Here is a 19,313-nt window from a genome sequence, read left to right as displayed (position 1 = left end):
CAGTGAGCTATCGATGACCTGCCTCGCCATCGTCACGGAGTACCGATTCGTCCGCACTCCCGACGGACGGCTGTGGGTCGGGGTCGGCCCGGAGTACGACATCTGGACCCGCTACCTCGCGGCCTTCGACCGGGTCCGGGTCGTCGCCCGGGTGCAGGACGTCCAGGAACGGCCGCCGGGGGTCGCCCGGGTCGACGGGCCGGGCGTCGAGGTCTGGCCGCTGCCGTACTACGTGGGGGCGGGCGGGTTCCTCGCCCACGCGACGCGGATCCGGCGCTCGGCGCTGGCGGGCACCGAGGACGCCGACGTCGTCATGCTCCGGGTGCCCTCCCCCATCGCCAACACCATCAGCGGCCACTTCGACCGCCGCCGGCGGCCCTACTGCCTGGAGGTCGTCGGCGACCCCGACGCCGTGCTGTCGCGCGGGGTCGTCGACCACCCGCTGCGTCCCCTCCTGCGCCGCTGGGCCACCGCCGCGATGCGGCGGCAGTGCCGGCTGGCCGCGGCGGCCGTGTACGAGACCGGGCGCACCCTCCAGGCGCGGTACCCGGCGCGGGACGGGTCCCCCAGCGAGGGCATCTCCTCCGTCGAACTGCCACCCGCCGCCTTCGCGGCCGCCCCCCGGACGCACGACGCCCCGCCGGGGCGGGCGGTCCTGGTCTCGGTCGGCACGCTCGACCAGTTGTACAAGGGCGTCGACATCCTCATCGAGGCGCTGGCCCTCCTCGGCGACGGGGCGGCGCACCGGCTCGTGCACGTCGGCCGGGGGCGCTACCTGCCCAGGCTGCGCCGGCTCGCCGAGGAGCGGGGCGTCGCCGACCGGGTCGAGTTCGCCGGCTGGCTGCCCACCCCCGACGACCTCCGGCGGCGGCTCGACCAGGCCGACCTGTTCGTCATGCCGTCGCGCACCGAGGGGCTGCCCCGGGCCCTGATCGAGGCCATGGCCCGGGGCCTGCCCGCGATCGGCTCGGCCGTCGGCGGGATCCCCGAGCTGCTGCCGCCCGACTGCCTGGTGCCGCCGGGCGACCCCGTCGCGCTGGCGGCGGCCCTGCGCGGGATGCTGTCCGACCCGTGCCGGCTGAGCCGGGCGTCGGCGCGCAACCTCGCCGCCGCCCGCGCGTTCGGGGCGGACGTGCTGGCCGCCCGGCGCACCGCCTTCTACCGCTCCCTGCGCCACCTCGGGGCCGCCCCCGCCGCGCGGGTGGGCGTGTCCGCCGAGGGCTGAGGGACGCAGGGAGCGCGGCCGGGGCGACCACTTTGGCCATTGGTCACTTTTATTGTGATCAAAACTGATAAAAGTGGAATGTCGCATGCAATCTCCACGGGAGTCCACCATGAACGCTCGCCGACCCGCAGTCCGGCCTCGTGCCACGTCCCCGAGTGAGCCGACGTGACGGGCCGGATCGCGCTGTTCCAGCCCGACGTGGGCCCCCTCGAGGAGTCGTTCCTGCTGCGCGCCTTCCGCTCCGGCTGGCCGGGGCCGGCCGGCCCCGAGACGGAGGCGTTCGAGGCCGAGATCGCCGGGCGGGCGGGGGTCCGGCACGCCGTCGGGGTCAGCTCGGGGACGGCCGCGCTGCACCTGGCGCTGCTCGCCTGCGGCGCGGGCCCCGGCACCGTCGTCGTGGTGCCGACGCTCACCTTCGCCGCGACGGCCAACGCGGCCGTCTACACCGGGGCCCGACCCGTCTTCGTCGACAGCGACCCCGCCACCGGCAACGTCGACCCCGACCTGCTGGCCGACCTGCTCGACCGCCTGGCCGCCGCCGACGAGCGGGTCGCCGCCGTGATGGCGGTCGACCTCAACGGCACCTGCGCGGACTACTCGCGGCTGCGCCCGGTCTGCCGGGCGGCCGGGGTGCCCCTGGTGGAGGACGCCGCCCAGGCCCTCGGGTCGACCCACGAGGGCCAGCCGGCCGGGTCCTTCGGCTCGCTCGGCACCTTCTCCTTCAGCTGGAACAAGGTCATCACCACCTCGGCGGGCGGGATGGTGGTGACGGACGACGCGGCGCTCGCGGCCCGCTGCCGGCACCTGTCGACCCAGGCCCGCGAGCCGGTGACGCACTACGAGCACCGGGACGTCGGCTACAACTACCGGCTGAGCAACCTGCTCGCCGCCGTCGGCCGGGCGCAGCTCCGCCGGCTGGACGAGATGATCGAGCGCCGCCGCCGGCTCCGCGAGCGGTACGCGAAGCTGTTCGCCGCCGTCCCCGGCACCCGGATCGTCGGCGACGGCGACCCCGGCGCGAACTGCTGGCTGACGTCGGTGGCGGTGGACCCCGAGGTGGCCGGCTGGGGGGCGGGACAGCTGGGCCGCCACCTGGCCCGGCGGGGCGTCGAGACGCGGCCGATGTGGAAGCCGATGCACCGCCAACCCGTCTTCGCCAGCCAGGACGCCGTGGTCACCGGCGTCGCCGACCGGCTCTTCGCGCGCAGCGTCTCGCTGCCCAGCGGATCGAGCCTGACCGACGCCGACGCCGAGCGCCTCTTCGCGGCGCTCGACGAGTTCCTGGAGGAACGGGGATGAGCCGGGATCGCTACGAACGGATCAAACGCGTCCTCGACGTGACCGTGGCGGCGCTGGTGCTCGTCCTGGCCGCCCCGGTGATGGCGGCGACCGCCCTGGCCATCGCCCTGACCATGGGTCGGCCGGTGCTGTTCCGCCAGTCCCGCCCCGGGCTGCACGGCGAGCTGTTCGAGCTGGTCAAGTTCCGGTCCATGCGGGCCGAGGGCGACCCGCTGTCGCCCCTGCACGACGCCAGGCGGATGACCCCGCTGGGCCGTTGGCTGCGGGCCACCAGCCTGGACGAGCTGCCCTCGCTGTGGAACGTGCTGCGGGGCGACATGAGCCTCGTCGGGCCGCGTCCCCTGCTGCCGCAGTACGTGCCGCGCTACACCGCCGAGCAGTTCCGCCGCCACGAGGTCCGCCCGGGCGTCACCGGCCTGCAACAGGTACGCGGCCGCAACGCCCTCGCCTGGGAGGAGCGCTTCGTGCTCGACGTCTGGTACGTCGAGCACCGCAGCCTCCTGCTGGACCTGCGCATCCTTGCCTGGACGGTGGTCACCGTGCTGCGCCGCGACGGCATCACGGCGCCCGGCAGCGCGACCGCCCACGAGTACCGGGGCGTCCCGGTGCCCGACCGCGAGCGGGAGCCGGTCCGATGAGCCCGGAGCTGGTGATCGTCGGGTGCGGCGGCCACGGCCGGGAGCTCCTCGGCATCGTCCGGGCGGTCAACGACGCGGCGGCCGGCGGCCCGGTCTGGCAGGTGCGGGGGTTCGTCGACGACGACCCGACGGAGGAGAATCGCAAGCGGGTGCAGCGGCTCGGCGTGCCGTGGCTGGGCCCGGTGTCGTCCCTGGCCGACGCCGGGGGCGCGCACGTGGTGGTCGGCGTCGGCGACCCCCGGGCGCGCGGGCGGATCGCCCGCCGGGTCGACGCGTACGGGCTGCCGGCGGCGGTGCTGGTCCACCCGGACGCCACCCTCGGCGCGGACGCCCGCGTCGGCGAGGGGACGGTGCTGTTCGCCGGCGCCCGGGTGACCACCAACGTGACGCTGGGCCGGCACGTGCACCTGAACCAGAACGCGGCGGTCGGGCACGACTGCGTGTTCGGCGACCACGTGTCGGTCAACCCGCTCGCCGCCGTCTCCGGCGGCTGCCGGCTCGACCCGGAGGTGCTGATCGGTGCGGGCGCGGTGGTCCTCCAGGGGCTCCGGGTGGGCGCGGGCGCGACCGTCGGCGCGGCGGCCTGCGTGGTACGCGACGTGCCGCCCGGCGTGGTGGTGAAGGGGGTGCCGGCGCGGTGAGGGTCGTCGTCACCACCGAGTACCGCTACGCCGTCACGCCCGACGGCCGGGTCTGGACGTCGCACACGCACGGCTACGACATCTGGCGGCGCTACCTCTCGGCCTTCGACGAGGTGCGCGTGGTGGCCCGGGTCGCCCCGCAGCCCCGGGTGCCGGAGACGGCGCTGCGGGTCGACGGCCCCGGGGTCACGGTGCACCCGGTGCCGCACTACGTCGGGCCGCAGCAGTACCTGCGCCAGCGGGTGCCGATCGGCCGCGCCATGGCGACCGCCGCCGGGCGCGACGACGCGGTGATCCTGCGGGTGCCCTCCGCGCTGGGCTCCCTGCTGGCCGGCGTCCGCCGCCGGCACGGCCTGCCGTACGCCCTGGAGGTCGTGGGCGACCCCTACGACGTGCTCGCGCCCGGGGTGGTCCGGCATCCGCTGCGTCCCCTGCTGCGCCAGCGCTTCGCGACCCGGCTGCGTCGCGAGTGCGGCTCGGCGGTCGCCGTCTCCTACGTGACGGCGGACTACCTCCAGGCCCGCTACCCGGCGGCCCCCCACGCGCCGACGGTCAACGTGTCGAGCATCGACCTGCCGCCCGAGGCGTTCGCCGCCGCCCCGCGGGCCGCCCGGGCCGCCGACAGCGGCGCACGCACGCTCATCTCGATCGGGACGCTCGACCAGCTCTACAAGGGCGTCGACACGCTCGTCGAGGCGGTGGCCCGGCTGGCGGCGCGCGGGGTCGACGTCCGGCTCGTCCACGCCGGCGCCGGCCGGTTCGCCGGGCGCCTGGCGGCCCTGGCCGAGGCGCGGGGCGTCGCCGACCGGGTGACGTTCGCCGGCTGGGTGGCCCCCGGCGCGCCGCTGCACGCCCTCCTCGACGCGGCCGACCTGGCGGTCATGCCGTCGCGGACCGAGGGGCTGCCGCGCGCGCTGATCGAGGCCATGGCCCGCGCGCTGCCGGCGATCGGCACCGCCGTCGGCGGCATCCCGGAGCTGCTCGCGCCCGAGGACCTGGTGGGCCCCGACGACCCCGGGGCGCTGGCGGAGGCGATCGCCCGGATGCTGGCCGACCCGGACCGGATGGCGCTCGCCTCGGCCCGCAACCTCGCCCACGCCCGGCGCTACTCCCGCGACTGCCTGGAGCCCCGGCGGCACGCCTTCTACCGGTCGGTGCGCGAGGCCACGGCCCGGCGCTGAGCGGCCGCTCACGCCGGGGAGCGTCCGCTCGGGGCGCGGCCCGGCGCGCCGACGTCACCGTCCCCCGCCATTGCCACGGCCGCCACCCGTGGCAATGGCGGGAGCCGACCCGCGCTCCCGCCACCGCCGTGCGCTGTGCCCCCCGTCACCGGCCGTTGGCGTCCACCGTCCCGGCGCGCCAGGCGCGGTACCAGTCGAAGGTCCGCCGCACCCCGTCCTCGAGCGGCACCACCGGCTCGAAGCCGGTCAGCCGGCGCAGCGTCGCCAGGTCGGGGCAGCGGCGGTGCACCGAGCCGGGCGGCGCGGGCATCGGTTGCAGGACCGGGGCCGCGTCGGCGACGCGCAGCACCAGCTTGGCCAGGTCGCCGATGTTGGTCTGCTCGGCGTCGTTGCCGACGTGCACGATCTCGCCGGCCGCGGCCGGGCAGCGCATCAGCCGCAGCACCGCCTCGACCGCGTCGTCGACGTGGCAGAACGCGCGGTACTGGTCGGCGCCCCACACCCGGAACGGGTCCTCCCCGTCGAGGGCACGCAGCGACATCTCCGGGATGACGTGGTCCGTGCCCATCCTCGGCCCGTAGACGTTGTGGAAGCGCCCGACCGTGGCGGCGCAGCGTCGGGCGCGGGCGGCGTGCACGAAGGCGGCCTCGCCGAGCAGCTTGCTGATCGCGTACGAGAACCGGGGCGACGTGACGTCGGTGATCATGACGGGGACGTCCTCGGCCGTCGGCACCGGCACGACGCGGGCGTCGACGCCGCCGGCGTACACCTCGCTGGTGGAGCTGAAGAAGACCCGGTCGCCGGGCTCGACCCAGTCCAGCAGGTGCAGCGCCGTCAGGGTGTTGACCCGGATCACCCGCGTCGGATCGGCCTCGACGTTGCGCACCCCGACCACGGCGGCGAGCAGGTAGATCTCGTCGCAGCCGCGTGGCAGCGCCGCCCAGGCCTGCGGCCGGGTCAGGTCCGCCGAGACGACCTCGACGGCCGGGTCGTCACGCAGCGCGCCGAGGCGCTCGTCGTCGCGGCCCCGGGAGAAGTCGTCGACGACGACCACGCGGTGACCGTCGGCGAGCAGCCGCTCGGTCAGGTGCAGGCCGATGAAGCCCGCGCCGCCGAGGACGAGTGCCCGCCTCACGCCGGCACCCGGCCGGTGGGGGCGGCGGCGCGTGGGGCGGGCAGGTAGCCGATGCCGGCGTACCGCGCCCCGGCGGCGGTCACGGCCGCCTCGTCGAGGATCCGCCACGAGTCGTAGACGACGCCCGCCCCGCCGGCCGCGAGCAGCCCGCCGACCTCCAGCGCCCGGTAGTCGGGGTGGTCGTTGACCACGAGCACCGCGTCGCTGTCGCAGAACGCCTTGTCCAGGCTGGTCGGCTCGCCGCCGTAGGCCCGGATGACCTGGTCGGGCACCATCGGGTCGTGCCCGGCCACGACCAGCCCGGCCGCCCGGAAGACCGGCATCATCGCGGCGATCGGCGTGCCGCGCATGTCGTCGGTGGGAGGCCACCCCTTGTACGCCCAGCCCAGCACGGCCAGCCGGGCGCCGGCGGTGTCGCCGCGCCGCTGCCGGATCAGCTCCACGACGGTCTCGGCGACGTGCACCGGCAGGCGCTCGTTGAGCCGCCGGGCCGCCCCGACCAGGAACGCGCCGTCGTCGCCGGCGCTGGCCACCATCAGGTACGGGTCCTTCGACAGGCAACCGCCGCCGACGTACCCGGGCCGGCTCAGGTCCGGCCGGGGGTAGTCGAGGTTGGCGGCCCGGATCACCTCCAGCGGGTCGAGGCCGTGCCGCTCGGCGATCAGCGCCACCTCGTTGCCGAACGAGTAGATCAGGTCGGTGTGGCAGTTGTTGGAGAGCTTGACCAGCTCGGCGGCCTCCAGGCTGGACACCGGCACGGTCTGTTGGGCGAGCCCGCCGAACAGCTCCAGCCCGGCGTGCAGGCTCTCGTCGTCCACGCCGCCGACGACCTGGGGCAGCTCGACCAGTTCCCGCAGCGCCTGCCCCTGGATGGTCCGCTCCGGGGCCATCACCAGCAGCGCCCGCCCCCACGCCGCGGTCAGCGCCGGCAGCACCACCCGGCGGCTCGTCCCGACCGGAACGGTGCTGCGGACGATCACCAGGGTCTGCGGGCCGCACCAGCGGGCCACCTGTTCGGCCGCCGCCGCGAGGTTGGACAGGTCGGGCCGCCGGGACACCTCGTCCACCGGCGTGGAGACGCTGAGCACCACCGCGTCGAGGTCCGCCGGCAGCTCGTCGTCGACGAACACCGAACGGCCCGCGTGCGTGGCGAACACGTCGGCGATGCCCGGCTCGAAGATGTGCGGGCGGCCGCCGCGCAGCGCCGCCCGCACCGCCGGGTTCGCGTCCACCCCGTGCACCTCGAACCCCTTGCGCGCCAGCGCGGCGGCCAGCGTCAGCCCGACGTAGCCGAGGCCGACGATCCCAATCCTGCGATACACGTTGTCCTCTTCCCCTCGTTTGTCGTGCTCGGTGCACCGGCGCGCCCGCGCGGGCGGGCCGGTCAGGCGCCCATCGCGGCCCAGCTCGCCTTGACCGACTCGGCGAGCTCGTAGGAGGGCGTCCAGCCCAGGTCGCGCGCGGCCCGGGAGATGTCGCCGCACATCCAGTCGACCGCCGCCGAGCGGCCCGGCGGCGGCTGGTCCTCGCGTACCGCGCCGGTGAAGCCGGCCGCCTCCGCCATCAGCCGGACCGCCTCCCGCACCGGCACGGCCCGGCCGCTGGCGACGTTGTAGACCCGCTGCGGCAGCCAGGGGGCCCGGACGGCGGCGGCCACGGCGGCGGCCACGTCCCGGACGTCGACGAAGTCCCGGTGGGCCGAGAGGGGACCGACGGTGATCGGGTCGCCCGGCGTCGCGCGGCGCAGCAGCGTCGCGACCCGGCCGAGCACGGTGTCGGCGGACAGGCCGGGGCCGATCGGGTTGAACACCCGCAGCGTGACACCGTCGACCCGGCCCGCGGCGGCGGCCAGCTCGACCAGCCGGGTGGCGGTCAGGTGGGTCAGGCCGTACTCGCTCACCGGGCGCGCGTCGTCGCTCTCGGCGGCGGCGTGCCCGTACGGCACCGGCCCGTACTCCCCGGCGGAGCCGATGCGCACCAGCCGCGCGCCGGGGGCCCCGGCCGCGACGGCCTCGACGAGTTTCGCGGTCACCGACACGTTCGCCGCGACGAGCTCGTCGGCCCGCCCGTCGAGCCGGCCGGTGCAGGCCACCACCGCGTCGGGCCGGGCGGCGCGCAGCAGCGCGCCCAGTTCGTCGACGTCGCAGGCGACGAGGTCGACGTCGCGCCGGCCGGGGCAGACCAGCGCCGCGTGCGGGCGCAGGGCGGCGCGGACGTGCCCGCCGATGAAGCCGGAGCCGCCGAGGACCAGAACCGTGGTCACACCGGCTCCGGGGTACGCGGGGACAGCAGGATCGGCCGGAGCCGTTCGAACGCCCGGTTGGCCTCGTCGTAGTCCTCGGGCCGGCCGATGTCGAGCCAGTAGCCGTCGAACTGGTAGCTCGCCGGCGGTTCGCCGCGTTCGAGCAGGTCCAGCACGAGTTGGTCGAAGCCGAACGCGAGCCCGGCCGGGTACGCGGCGATGGTCCGCGTGGAGAGGCCGTAGACGCCCATGCTGACGTGGTAGTCGAGGACGGGCTTCTCGCTGAACTCGACCACCCGGCCGTCCTCGACCGACAGCACGCCAAAGTCGATCTTCACGGTGCGGTGGAAGGTCGCCACGGTCAGCGGGGCGCCGGAGGCGGCGTGGGTGCGCAGCAGGTCGCCGTAGTCCAGGTCGGTGAGCACGTCCCCGTTCATCACCAGGAAGTGCTCGGGCAACCGGTCGCGGATGCCGAACAGCGGCCCGATCGTCGACAGGGGGACGCTCTCCTCCACGTACCGCACGCGCAGCCCGAACCGGGAGCCGTCGCCGACGAACGCGCGGATCAGCGAGCCGAGGTGGTTGATCGCCAGGGTGACGTCGGTGAAGCCGCAGCTCGCGAGCTGGTGCAGGACTATCTCCAGGATGGCGTGGCTGTCCCCGATCGGCACCAGCGGTTTCGGCAGGGAGGTCGTGTACGGCTTGAGCCGCGTCCCCTTGCCACCGGCCATGATCACTACATGCATCTCGTCATCCGATCCGTCCGTCGCTGCCGGCGTCCCGGCTGCCGTCAGGCGCGGGTCGGGTGTCGCCGGGCGGTACGCCCCCGTAACACCCAGGGCAACGACCGACCCGCGCCCGAGAAACGCCCATAACAGAGCATTAGCCGCCTTTATCTCGGTACCACTCCCGGCCACCCGGACGGATCCATTCGGGTGGCCATCCCGTAGCACTGAGTAACGTTCCCGGCCCGGGCCTGGTTAGGAGGGTGTCGACGCCACCGGCGCACCCATGCCGCCGCACGAGGAGGATCCGATGACGACCCTGGCTGGTCCCGCCGCACGACCCGTCGGCGCGCTCCGCGCGACCGGGCCGGTGACCACGGGGAAGCCGGTGGACGACAACGTCCTGGCCGCGATCCTCGTGACGTCGCTGAGCATCGCGCTGATGGTGTGCCTACCGGACCTGCGCCACTGGTTCATGGCGCCCACGACCCTCACCGGCGTCCTCATCGGCGCCGAGGCGCTGCGGTGGTTCCGCCGGGACGTCGACGTGTTCGACCCACGGGCCTGCGCGGGCCTGATCGGGCTCCAGTTCCTCTACCTCGCGCCGATCCTGAACGTGGCCCTCGACGAGTGGGTGACGGGGGTCTACGACCAGCCCGTCTGGCGCGAAGCGCTCGGGATGCTCGGCATCCTCAACGCGGTCGGCACGGCCCTCTACCGGGTGGTGCTCGCCCTCCCCCGCCGGCCCCGCCGCCGGCACCGCCGGCCGCCCGCGATGCACCTGCCCACCTTCTACGCGGCGGGCCTGGCGCTCGCCGTGGTCAGCATCGCCGCGATGGCCTACGAGATCGCCATCTTCGGCGGCATCGACGGCTTCGTCGCCACGATGGCCGACCAGGCCAACCGGGTCAACGACATGAGGGGGCTCGGCCCGCTCATCGTGCTCTCCGAGGCGTTCCCGTACGTCGTCTTCACCCTCGCGCTCGTGCGGTGGCGCAAGACGCTCGCCCGGAACACCGTCCTGCTCGTCCTGCTCGTGCTCGCGCTGACCGTGACCCAGTTCTTCATCGGCGGGCTCAAGGGCAGCCGCAGCAGCACGCTCTGGCCCCTGCTGCTCGCCCTCGTCCTGGTCAACGTCACCGTCCGGCGGGTGCCCCGCAAGGTCGTCGTCGGGGTGGCGGTGCTCGCCTTCGCCTTCATCTACCTGTACGCCTTCTACAAGCTGGGCGGCACTAAGGCCATCGACGAGATCCGGCGGGCCGGGTCGGTCCAGGGCGCCGTGTCGGACACGGGGCGGGACATGCCCATGCTGCTCACCGCCGACCTGGGCCGGGCCGACATCCAGAGCGTCATCCTGCACCGCTACCTCGACGGCCAGTTCGAGCCGGTGCTCGGGGCGACGTACGCCAACGCCTGGTTCATGTTCCTGCCCGACGCCCTCTTCCCCGACGTGCCGACCAGCAAGGTCGACGTGGGCGCGCAGATCCTCTACAACCCGCTCTACCCGAAGGGCGAGGGCAGCTCAAGCAAGATCTACGGCACGGCCGGCGAGGGCATCATCAACTTCGGCCTGGTCGGCGGCGTGCTCTCCTTCGTGGCCTTCGGCCTCGCCGTCCGCGCCGTCCAGGGGTACTACACGGCGGCCGTGGCCGCGCCGGGCCTGACGCCGAAGCTCGTCGCGCCCGTGGTGTGGGTCCTCGTCACCACCCAGAGCTCCGACCTGGACAACATCCTGTTCTGCCTCGTCAAGTACTCCATGCCGACGCTCCTGCTGGTCTGGCTGGCCTGCCGGCTCGGCCGCCGGCACCGCACCCGCGTACGCCCGCTGTCCGCGGTGCCCTGACCCGCGCCGGTCCCCTGCGGCGCGGGACCGCCCCGACCCACCCATCGCCGACCAAGGAGTGCCCATGGCCCTCGCGGACCCGACCGCGCCCCACCCGGCCCAGCGCCGTCCGGCGGAGTCGACGCCGGCCGTGCGGGTCCTGCACGTGGTCGGGTGCCTCGACCGGGGCGGCATCGAGACGGCGTCGCTGGACGTCTGCCGCGTCGTGCCGCCCGGCCAGGCGCAGCAGACCTTCGTCACCGTCAACGGCGGCACGGGATCGCTGGCGCCGGCCTACCGGGACGCCGGCGCCACCGTCGTGCAGTGTCCGATCCGGCCCGGCCACCTGTTCCCCCTGCGGCTGTGGCGCTGCCTGCGCGCCGCCCGTCCCGACGTGGTCGTCTCCCACATCAGCCTGTTCAGCGCGGCGGTGCTCGCCGCCGCCCGGGTCGCCCGGGTGCCGGTGCGGATCGCCCGGATGTGGAGCGAGGGCGACGGCAAGCCGGCCACGCTGCGGCGTCGGCTCCTGCGCGGGCTGTGCCGGGTCGTGCTGGCCCACACGGCGACCGACGTGCTGGGGGTGACGGCCGCGGCCGTCGACTTCGCCGGTCCCCGGCCGCACGACCGCCGGTACCGGGTGCTGCCCAACGGCGTGGACACCACCAGGACCGCCGGCTGGGACCGCGCCACCGCCCGGCGGCGCTGGGACCTGCCCGGCGACGTGCCGGTGCTCGGCTTCCTCGGCCGGGCCCACCCGGTGAAGAACCGCCCCTTCCTCGTCGAGGTGCACCGCGCCGCGCGGGAGCACCGCCCCGACGCCCGGCTGCTGGTCGCCGGCCCGCTGGGCGTCGACGACCTGACCGCCGCGCACCCGGGCGTCGACCGCGACCCGCACGTCGTGCTCGCCGGCGAGGTCGAGGAGGTCGGCCCGGTGCTGCGCGCCGCCGACGTGCTGCTGCTGCCCTCCCTGCGGGAGGGCCTGCCCGGCGTGGTGCTCGAAGCGCTCGCCGTCGGCGTCCCGGTCGTCGCGGCCGACCTGCCGTCCCTGCGGGAGCTGTCCGGCCTCGTCGCGGGGCTGACCCTGGTGCCGCTGAGCGCCGGGCCGCAGGTCTGGGCGCGGGTCGCGCTGGAACAGGCCGGCGCGGACGACGCCCGGCGCGCCGAGATCGCCCGCGTGCTGCGCGGGTCACCGCTCACCCTGGACCACGTCGCGCGGCAGTGGCGTCGGCTGTGGGGCGTCGACCCGGCCCCGTGACTCGGCCGCGCCCGCCCCTGCCGGCGGGCGGGCGTCACGACGCGGGCTGGCACCGGGGCCGGATGCCGGCCCAGTCGTGGTGGCGGCGCACGGTCGACAGGATGAAGTCGACCACCCGGCGGGACGTGTCCGGCACCCGGTAGTCCGCCGGGCACGGCACGCCGTGCGCGGCCACCTGGTCGACGGTGAGGGCGACCGCCTCGACGACGCCCGCCGGGTCGAGCCCGGTCATGATGATGCCCCCGGCGTCCAGCGCCTCCGGGCGTTCGATCGACTCGCGCAGCGTCACGGCCGGGAAGCCGAGGATGGCGGACTCCTCGCTGATCGTGCCGCTGTCGGACAGGGTGCACCGCGCCCGGGTCTGCAGGCGCACGTAGTCGAGGAACCCGAACGGCTCGTGGAAGTCGACGCCGTCGAGCGTCACGTCGGCGGCGGGGATCGCCTCCAGCCGCTTGCGGGTGCGCGGGTGGGTGGAGACGAGCACCGGCAGCCGCCAGGTGTCCCGCACGGCCGCCAGGCAGTCCAGCAGCCGCCGCAGCCGCGCCGGGTCGTCGACGTTCTCCTCGCGGTGGGCGCTGACCACGAAGTACCCCCCGGGTTCGAGGCCCAGCCGGTCGAGCACCGTGGACGCCTCCACGGCGGCGCGGTGGTGCTCCAGCACCTCCCGCATGGGCGACCCGGTGTGCAGGATCCGGCGCGGGTGCAGCCCCTCGGCGAGCAGGTTGCGCCGGGCGTGCTCGGTGTAGACCAGGTTGAAGTCGGCGACGTGGTCGACCATCCGCCGGTTGGTCTCCTCGGGCACGTTGAGGTCGAAGCAGCGGTTGCCGGCCTCCATGTGGTAGACGGGCACCCGCATCCGCCGGGCCATCAGCGCCGCGATGCAGCTGTTCGTGTCGCCCAGCACCAGCAGGGCGTCCGGGCGGTGCTCCTCGATCGCCGCCTCCACGCCCACCAGCACCCCGCCGAGCACCCGGCCGAGGGACGCCGTGTCCACCCGCAGGAACCGGTCGGGGCGGCGCAGCCGCAGGTCGCTGAAGAACACGTCGGACAGCGCCGGGTCCCAGTTCTGCCCGGTGTGCACGAGGACGTGGTCCACCGTCCGGTCCAGCAGGTCGATCACCCGGGACAGCCGGATGATCTCCGGCCGGGTGCCGACCACCGTCATCACCCTGGTCAAAGGGTCCACCTCCGTCGTTCGCGCCCCGGGACCCGCCGTCGACCGCGCCCTACGCGGCGGCCACGGGCTCCGGGTAGGTGTCCGGCCGCGCCGGGTCGAACAGGTCGTTCGTCCAGAAGAGGGTGAGCAGGTCCCCGTCGCCGGTGTTGGTGATGTCGTGCGCCCACATCGTCGGCATGTCCACCACGACCGGCTCCGCCCCGTCGACCGGAAACCGGACCAGCCCCCGGCCGCCGACCCGACGGAGCCGGATCTCGGCGCGTCCGCGCAGCACGACGAAGCGCTCCACCTTGGCCAGGTGGAAGTGCTCCCCCCGGGTCACGCCGGGGCGGGTCGCCGAGCAGAACGCCTGCCCCGCGCCGTGGCTGCGGACGGCCTCCACCAGTTCGCCCCGGTGGTCGGCGCGGCGGACCAGCGGGATCGGGTAGCCCGCCGGGAACAGGTGCGAGCGGTAGGTGTTGAACAACCGCACGTCGTGCCGGTCGGTCAGCGGTGGGAGGTCCCCGCCGCGGTAGGTCGCCGCGAACCCGGCCAGCCGGTCGGCGAGGGCGTGCACGCCGATGCGCAGCGCCGGCATCGCGGCGTCCCAGGGCCCGGCCGGTGGGGCGTCGAGCAGCGCGGCGGCGGCGTCGGTGACGTGCACGAGGCGCAGCTCGCGGTCGTCGCGCAGCTCGGGCTCCCCGCCGTCGGCCAGGACCCGGCAGAACGTCGCCGTCACCGAGTTGTAGAACGGCCGTCCGTGCTCGCCGTACAGGTGCGGCAGGCGGTGGTCGACGAGGTGGCAGCCGGCGGCGGCCCCGGCCAGGATGGTCGCCGCCGCCGCCTTCGAGTCGCCGTAGGCGGTGCCGTTGCCGGCCTGGACCGTGTTCGCGTACACCAGGGTCTTCGGCGGCTGCGCGCAGCGGCGCAGGCCGCGCGCGAGGGCCTCGGCGACGGCGACGTTGCCGGCCGCCACCTCGGCCGGCTCGCCGCGGTTGACCCCGGCCAGGTGCAGCACCCGGTCGACGCCGCGCAGCCGGTCGGCCAGCACGGCCGCGTCCGCCAGGTCGGCCCGGCCGATCAGGACGGGATCGGGCCAGCCGAGCGCGCGCAGCAGCACCCGGGTGTGCCAGCCGAGGAAGCCCTCCGCGCCGGTGAGGGCGACCTTCACGGGGTCAGCACCGGCTCGCGCAGGGCCAGCTCCGCGCGGATCTCGGGCAGCGTGCGCAGCAGCGCCACGATCTCCGGTACGGTGAGCCGCCGCGCGTTGGCGGAGGTGAAGTCCTCGGCCGGACGGCCGCCGAGGGTCCCCTCGGTCACGTACGCCGCGTAGTTGAGGTCGCGGGCGTCGACCGGCACCCGGTAGAAGTCGCCGAAGTCCTCGGCCCGCGCCAGCTCCTCCCGGCTGGCCAGCGTCTCGTGCTGCTTCTCGCCGTGCCGCACCCCGATCACGTCGTACTTGGCCGGCACGTCGAAGAGCTGGCACAGGGCGACGACCAGGTCGCCGATGGCGCAGGCGGCGGCCTTGCGGACGAAGACGTCGCCGGGCCGCGCGTGCGCGAAGGCGTGCTCGACCAGCTCGACCGAGTCGGCCAGCGACATCAGGAAGCGGGTCATCGCGGGGTTGGTCACCGTGGGCATCGCGCCCGAGCGGATCTGCTCGACGAACAGCGGGATCACCGAGCCCCGGGAGCACATGACGTTGCCGTACCGGACGCAGGACACGACGGTGCCGCCCGAGCCGCGCCGGGCGTGCGCCTGGGCGACCTTCTCCATCAACGCCTTGGTCAGGCCCATGGCGTTGATCGGTTGGACGGCCTTGTCGGTGCTGAGCACCACCACCGAGCGGACCCCGTTGCGGGTGGCCGCCTCGATGAGGTTCGCGCTGCCCAGCACGTTGGTGCGGACGGCCTCCAGCGGGAAGAACTCGCACGACGGCACCTGCTTGAGGGCGGCGGCGTGGAAGACGAAGTCCACCCCCCGGCTGGCGCGCTGCACGCTGTCGTAGTCGCGCACGTCGCCGATGTGGTAACTCACCCGGGCGTCGCCGAGGGCGCGGCGCATCTCGTCCTGCTTGGCCTCGTCCCGGCTGAGCACCCGGACCTCACCCACACCGCGGTCGAGCAGCCGCCGGGTCATCGTCCGGCCGAACGAGCCGGTCCCCCCGGTGATCAGCACCCGACGCCCCGCTGTCGTTGGGTTCATCAGCGTTTCCTCGTCCTCACCCCTGGTTCGGCCTGTCGGTCGTCGCCGGGACCAACGACCCGGGGACGCCACCAGTCACGCATTAACCGCAAAAGGTGCATATCGCCACGTCAGGGTCGGACCGAGTCCAGGAAGTCGGCCAGCGCCCGCGCGTGGACCCGGAAGTCGAACGACTCCAGGGCCCGCCGGCGGGCGGCCTTGCGCATGAGGCACCGGTCCTCCGCGCTCAGCCGCAGCGCCCGGCGCAGGGTCGCCGCGAGGGCGTCGACCGAATGGTCGGGGCAGACCAGCCCCTCCACCCCGTCGGTCAGGTGCTCCCCCAGGTCGCTGGTCAGGTTGGCGATGACCGGCGTGCCGTTGGCCAGGCTCTCGCCGAACTTCGTGGGGAACCCGGCCCGGTTGAAGCGCGTCGGCGGGCGCAGCAGCACGCTGAAGTCCGCCCGCCGGACCTCCGCCCACACCTCCTGCTGCGGCAGCCGGCCCAGCACCCGCACCCCGGCCGGCACCGGCCCGCCCCCGAGCAGCTCGCGGACCCGCTCGACGGCCGGGCCGACGACGCGCAGCTCGACCCGGTCCCCGGTCCCGTCCACCCGTTCCACCGCCCGCACGATGGTGGCGACGAGGTCCTTGCGGCCCGGATCCCCCGCGTAGACGAGCCGGAGGGGGCCGTCCCCGTCGGGCCGCTGGTCGGCGAGGAGACCCAGGGCGCGGGCGTCCAGCGTCGGCGGCACCCGCAGCACCGGCAGGCCGTGCCCCCGGAAGTGGTCGTCGAGGTAGGAGCTGACCGCGATCACGCCGGCGCAGCGCGGGTAGTGGTAACGGAACGCCAGCAGCGCGCTGAGGTACGGCGGGGCGAACCGGCCGCCCCGGAGCTGCTCGGGGCTGTAGCGGTCCACCACGTCGGCGATCACCGGCACCCCGTTGCGCCGGCACCAGGCCCGCAGGCGCGCCGCATAGGGGGCGTCGCCGTTGTAGAGCACCACGTGGCTCGGCCGCGTCGGCCGGCTGTCCAGCCAGCGCACCGTCCGCGCCCCCCAGCTCCACCACGCCCGCGCCGCCTTGTCGAGCTTGCCCGCCCCGGCCGGCGGGATCTCGCCCAACCCGAGGTAGGACACCGAGCCCGGCCCCACCGCGTCGGGCAGCGGGGTCAGCCCGGGGCCGTGCTCGCCGCAGGCGACGACGACGTGCCGCCCCGCCGCCGCCAGCGAGCAGGCGATGCCGTGCACCCGCCGGGAGCTCGCCTGTCCCCAGGGGAAGCGGAAGGGGCCGACGATCGCCACCCAGCCCGCCCCGCCGTCCGTCCGCGTCATGGTCCCGGCCTCCGTTCCCGGCGGGCCCCGACGGCGTCGCCGTCCTGCTCAACTGCGGGCCCGGCGGACGGACTCGCCGGACCGGGCCCGGCGTAGCGGGCGAGCGTGCGCCGGTAGCCGTACAGCCCCGCGGGCAGCACGGTCAGCGCGTAGACGGCGGTGCCGACGAACGGGACGGCCGCCAGCCCGTACGCCTCGACGGCGTGCCACTTGGCCACCGCGGCGACGCCGACGTAGACGACCAGCCCGACCACCTGCGGACGGACCACCCCGGCGGCGTTCTGCACCATCATCAGGGCCGAGAACGAGCCGATCAGCAGGAACCACAACGCGAGGCCGCCGAGCAGCCACCGGTTCCCGTCGAGCGGCACCGGCAGCCAGGCGGCGAACAGCCGGTCGCCCGCCAGCACCAGCCCCACCGCCGGCGGCACGGTGGCGAGCACGGAGAGCACGACCATCCGCCGGACCGTCCGGCGGACCCAGGCCAGGTCGCCACGGGCCAGGGCGTCGCCGTTGGCCGACCACAGCGGCAGGTTGAGCACCGTCACGAGCGCGCCGAGCAGCAGCGCCAGCCGGGCCGGCACCGCGTACGCGGTGACGCTCTCCGGGCCGAGGGTGTGCGTGATGATCAGGTTGTCCATGTTGGTCGACAGCCCGGTCAGGACGGTCACCAGGAAGAACATCCCGCCGAGGCGGAGCAGCGCGGCCCCGAGCCTGCGGTCGACCGCGCCGATGCCCGGCCGCAGCGCGGGCATCCGCCGGCCGTAGACCCACGCGCTGTTGGCCAGGTTGGCCAGCAGCGGCCCCGCCGACGCGGCGGCGACGACCGCGACGGCCGGCAGCCCCAGCCGCGCCACGAGCAGCACCAGCGGGACCGTCGCCAGCGCGCCCGCCCCCTGCCACAGGTTGCTCTCGCCCACCTGCTGGTAGGCGTACTGCACGCGGACCACCAGGGCCAGCGGGATGTTCACCAGGAACGAGGTGAGGCAGATCAGGACCACGGCGCGGGTCTCCCCCGGGTCCACCACCCCCGCCACGTTGAACAGCGACGTCCACGGCACCAGCCAGGCCAGCGACCACAGCAGGACGCCCAGCGTCACGGCCACGGCGGTGAGCACGGCATAGGCGGTGGAGACGTACCCGCGCGCCCTGGCCGTGTCGCCGCTGGCGTAGCAGGGCGCGAGCTTGGTCATCAGCCCGGCCCCGAGGCCCAGGTCGGCGAAGGCCGCCATGCCGGTCAGCGCGAGGACCGCCATCCACAGCCCGTAGCGCTCCGTGCCCAGCCGCGACAGGCAGACCGGGATCAGGAGCACCGGCGCGAGCAGGCCGACGCCCCGGGCGACGCCGGCGGTCAGGACGCCGGTGGCCAGCCGGCGGCTGCGCCCGGCACCGGCGGGCGGCGCGGCGGCCGACGCCCGCGCGACGGCCTCCGGCGGCGCGTCCGGGGCGGCGGTCCCCAGCGTCGAGCGGGGCTGCGGCACGGTCAGCGACCGGCGGGCACGCGACCGGCCATCCAGCCGACGGTGGCCGCCAGCCCCGCCCGCAACGGGTGCGGGCGCACGGCGGGGAACAGCTCGCGCAGCCGCCCGCAGTCCGCCTGGGAGTCGCGCACGTCGCCCGTGCGTGGCGGCCCGTGCACGGTCTCCAGCCGCCGGCCGAGCACCGTTTCCAGCTCGGCGACGAGGTCGAGCAGGGAGATCCGGGCGCCGAACGCGAGGTTCACCGTGTCCGGGACGTGCACCCGGCGCAGGATCGCGTCCACCAGCACGTCGGTGACGCTGCCGACGTAGGTGAAGTCGCGGGTCTGGAGGCCGTCGCCGAAGATCTCCAGCGGCCGGCCGTCCAGCGCGGCCGAGACGAACCGCGGCACCACCGCCGCGTACGCGTGGTCGGCGGCCTGCCGCGGCCCGAAGACGTTGAAGAAGCGGAACGGCAGCACCGGCAGCCCGTAGCAGGAGGCGTACGCGTTGGCGTACGCCTCCGTCGCGAGCTTCGACACCGCGTACGGGCTCATCGGCATCGGGCGCAGGGTCTCCCGCCTCGGCAGCACCGGGTTCGCCCCGTACACCGACGACGAGGACGCCAGGATCGTCTGCCCGACGCCGTGCCGCCGCGCCGCCTCCAGCACCGTCAGCGTGCCGGTGGCGTTGGCGTGGTGGCTGCGCAGCGGGTCGGCGATGGACCGGGGGACCGACCCGAGGGCGCCCAGGTGCACCACGCTCGCCGCGCCGGCGACGGCCTCGTCGAGCAGGTCGGGGTCCATGACGGAGCCCACCAGCAGGCGCACCGGGAGGTCCGCCAGGTTGTCCAGCGAGCCCGTGGAGAGGTCGTCGACCACCACGACCTCGCCGACCGCGTCGACCCGCATCAGCTCCCGGACCAGGTTGGCGCCGATGAAGCCCGCTCCCCCGGTCACCACCACCCTCACGACCGGGCCCCCGTCACGACCATCGCGCGCATGGCGCTCCTTCCCCGCGAC

Annotated in this window: 17 protein-coding genes; 7 read left to right on the top strand and 10 right to left on the bottom strand. The window is 75.1% G+C overall.

Annotated features, from left to right (window positions below; genetic code table 11):
* The first annotated feature begins 13 nt into the window (after positions 1–13).
* From O7628_RS23750 to O7628_RS23730, 5 genes are all read left to right on the top strand, one after another.
* Complete coding sequence (locus O7628_RS23750; protein ID WP_278133774.1) at positions 14–1,225, top strand: glycosyltransferase; 1,212 nt, start codon at positions 14–16, stop codon at positions 1,223–1,225.
* 165 nt (positions 1,226–1,390) lie between these two features.
* Positions 1,391–2,524 (top strand): DegT/DnrJ/EryC1/StrS family aminotransferase, encoded by a 1,134-nt coding sequence (locus tag O7628_RS23745; protein WP_278133772.1) that lies wholly within the window; start codon positions 1,391–1,393, stop codon positions 2,522–2,524.
* Positions 2,521–3,162 carry a sugar transferase gene (locus O7628_RS23740; protein WP_074475862.1) on the top strand — a complete coding sequence of 214 codons (642 nt, stop codon included), beginning with the start codon at positions 2,521–2,523 and terminating at the stop codon, positions 3,160–3,162. The genes O7628_RS23745 and O7628_RS23740 overlap by 4 nt, the downstream gene beginning before the upstream one ends.
* Positions 3,159–3,803, top strand: coding sequence for a NeuD/PglB/VioB family sugar acetyltransferase (locus O7628_RS23735; protein WP_278133771.1), 645 nt, complete (start codon positions 3,159–3,161; stop codon positions 3,801–3,803). Before O7628_RS23740 ends, O7628_RS23735 begins: the two co-directional genes overlap by 4 nt.
* Positions 3,800–4,984, top strand: a complete 1,185-nt coding sequence (locus tag O7628_RS23730) for a glycosyltransferase (protein ID WP_278133770.1) — start codon at positions 3,800–3,802, stop codon at positions 4,982–4,984. The genes O7628_RS23735 and O7628_RS23730 overlap by 4 nt, the downstream gene beginning before the upstream one ends.
* A 145-nt stretch (positions 4,985–5,129) precedes the next feature.
* Here O7628_RS23730 and O7628_RS23725 read toward each other — a convergent pair whose 3' ends face one another.
* From O7628_RS23725 to O7628_RS23710, 4 genes are all read right to left on the bottom strand, one after another.
* The gene (locus O7628_RS23725; protein WP_278133769.1) at positions 5,130–6,119 is read right to left on the bottom strand and encodes an NAD-dependent epimerase/dehydratase family protein; all 990 of its coding nucleotides are present in this window, start codon (positions 6,117–6,119) and stop codon (positions 5,130–5,132) included.
* On the bottom strand, positions 6,116–7,441 hold the full coding sequence (locus O7628_RS23720; protein ID WP_278133767.1) for a nucleotide sugar dehydrogenase: 1,326 nt from the start codon (positions 7,439–7,441) through the stop codon (positions 6,116–6,118). The genes O7628_RS23725 and O7628_RS23720 overlap by 4 nt, the downstream gene beginning before the upstream one ends.
* A gap of 62 nt (positions 7,442–7,503) precedes the next feature.
* Positions 7,504–8,382, bottom strand: a complete 879-nt coding sequence (locus O7628_RS23715) for an NAD(P)-dependent oxidoreductase (protein WP_278133765.1) — start codon at positions 8,380–8,382, stop codon at positions 7,504–7,506.
* A complete protein-coding gene (locus O7628_RS23710; protein WP_074475856.1) occupies positions 8,379–9,107 on the bottom strand; it encodes a sugar phosphate nucleotidyltransferase in 729 nt (242 codons plus the stop codon). The genes O7628_RS23715 and O7628_RS23710 overlap by 4 nt, the downstream gene beginning before the upstream one ends.
* A gap of 289 nt (positions 9,108–9,396) precedes the next feature.
* Here O7628_RS23710 and O7628_RS23705 point away from each other — a divergent pair, with 289 nt between their 5' ends.
* Positions 9,397–10,929, top strand: coding sequence for a hypothetical protein (locus tag O7628_RS23705; protein ID WP_278133762.1), 1,533 nt, complete (start codon positions 9,397–9,399; stop codon positions 10,927–10,929).
* Between the two features lie 64 nt (positions 10,930–10,993).
* Positions 10,994–12,163 (top strand): glycosyltransferase, encoded by a 1,170-nt coding sequence (locus O7628_RS23700; RefSeq protein ID WP_278133761.1) that lies wholly within the window; start codon positions 10,994–10,996, stop codon positions 12,161–12,163.
* A 34-nt stretch (positions 12,164–12,197) separates the two neighbouring features.
* On the opposite strand, the gene wecB is transcribed toward O7628_RS23700, so the two are convergent.
* The 6 genes from wecB to O7628_RS23670 form a co-directional block, all read right to left on the bottom strand.
* Entirely contained in the window at positions 12,198–13,331 is a 1,134-nt protein-coding gene (wecB, locus tag O7628_RS23695) for a UDP-N-acetylglucosamine 2-epimerase (non-hydrolyzing) (protein ID WP_278136393.1), read from the bottom strand.
* 58 nt (positions 13,332–13,389) lie between these two features.
* Complete coding sequence (locus O7628_RS23690) at positions 13,390–14,490, bottom strand: NAD-dependent epimerase/dehydratase family protein (protein WP_278133759.1); 1,101 nt, start codon at positions 14,488–14,490, stop codon at positions 13,390–13,392.
* Positions 14,487–15,524: a polysaccharide biosynthesis protein gene (locus O7628_RS23685; protein WP_278133758.1), complete on the bottom strand. Its 1,038-nt coding sequence runs from the start codon at positions 15,522–15,524 to the stop codon at positions 14,487–14,489. The genes O7628_RS23690 and O7628_RS23685 overlap by 4 nt, the downstream gene beginning before the upstream one ends.
* 110 nt (positions 15,525–15,634) lie before the next feature.
* Positions 15,635–16,834, bottom strand: a complete 1,200-nt coding sequence (locus O7628_RS23680) for a glycosyltransferase (protein WP_278133756.1) — start codon at positions 16,832–16,834, stop codon at positions 15,635–15,637.
* Positions 16,831–18,315, bottom strand: a complete 1,485-nt coding sequence (locus tag O7628_RS23675; RefSeq protein ID WP_278133754.1) for an oligosaccharide flippase family protein — start codon at positions 18,313–18,315, stop codon at positions 16,831–16,833. Before O7628_RS23675 ends, O7628_RS23680 begins: the two co-directional genes overlap by 4 nt.
* 2 nt (positions 18,316–18,317) lie before the next feature.
* Positions 18,318–19,250 carry an NAD-dependent epimerase/dehydratase family protein gene (locus tag O7628_RS23670; RefSeq protein ID WP_278133752.1) on the bottom strand — a complete coding sequence of 311 codons (933 nt, stop codon included), beginning with the start codon at positions 19,248–19,250 and terminating at the stop codon, positions 18,318–18,320.
* Positions 19,251–19,313 lie beyond the last annotated feature (63 nt).

Origin of the sequence: Micromonospora sp. WMMD956 (assembly GCF_029626125.1) — a bacterium.
GTDB classification, from domain to species: Bacteria; Actinomycetota; Actinomycetes; order Mycobacteriales; family Micromonosporaceae; genus Micromonospora; species Micromonospora carbonacea.
The sequence above is the reverse complement of the archived record's forward strand: the minus strand, read 5'-3'. Positions and strand labels throughout refer to the sequence as shown.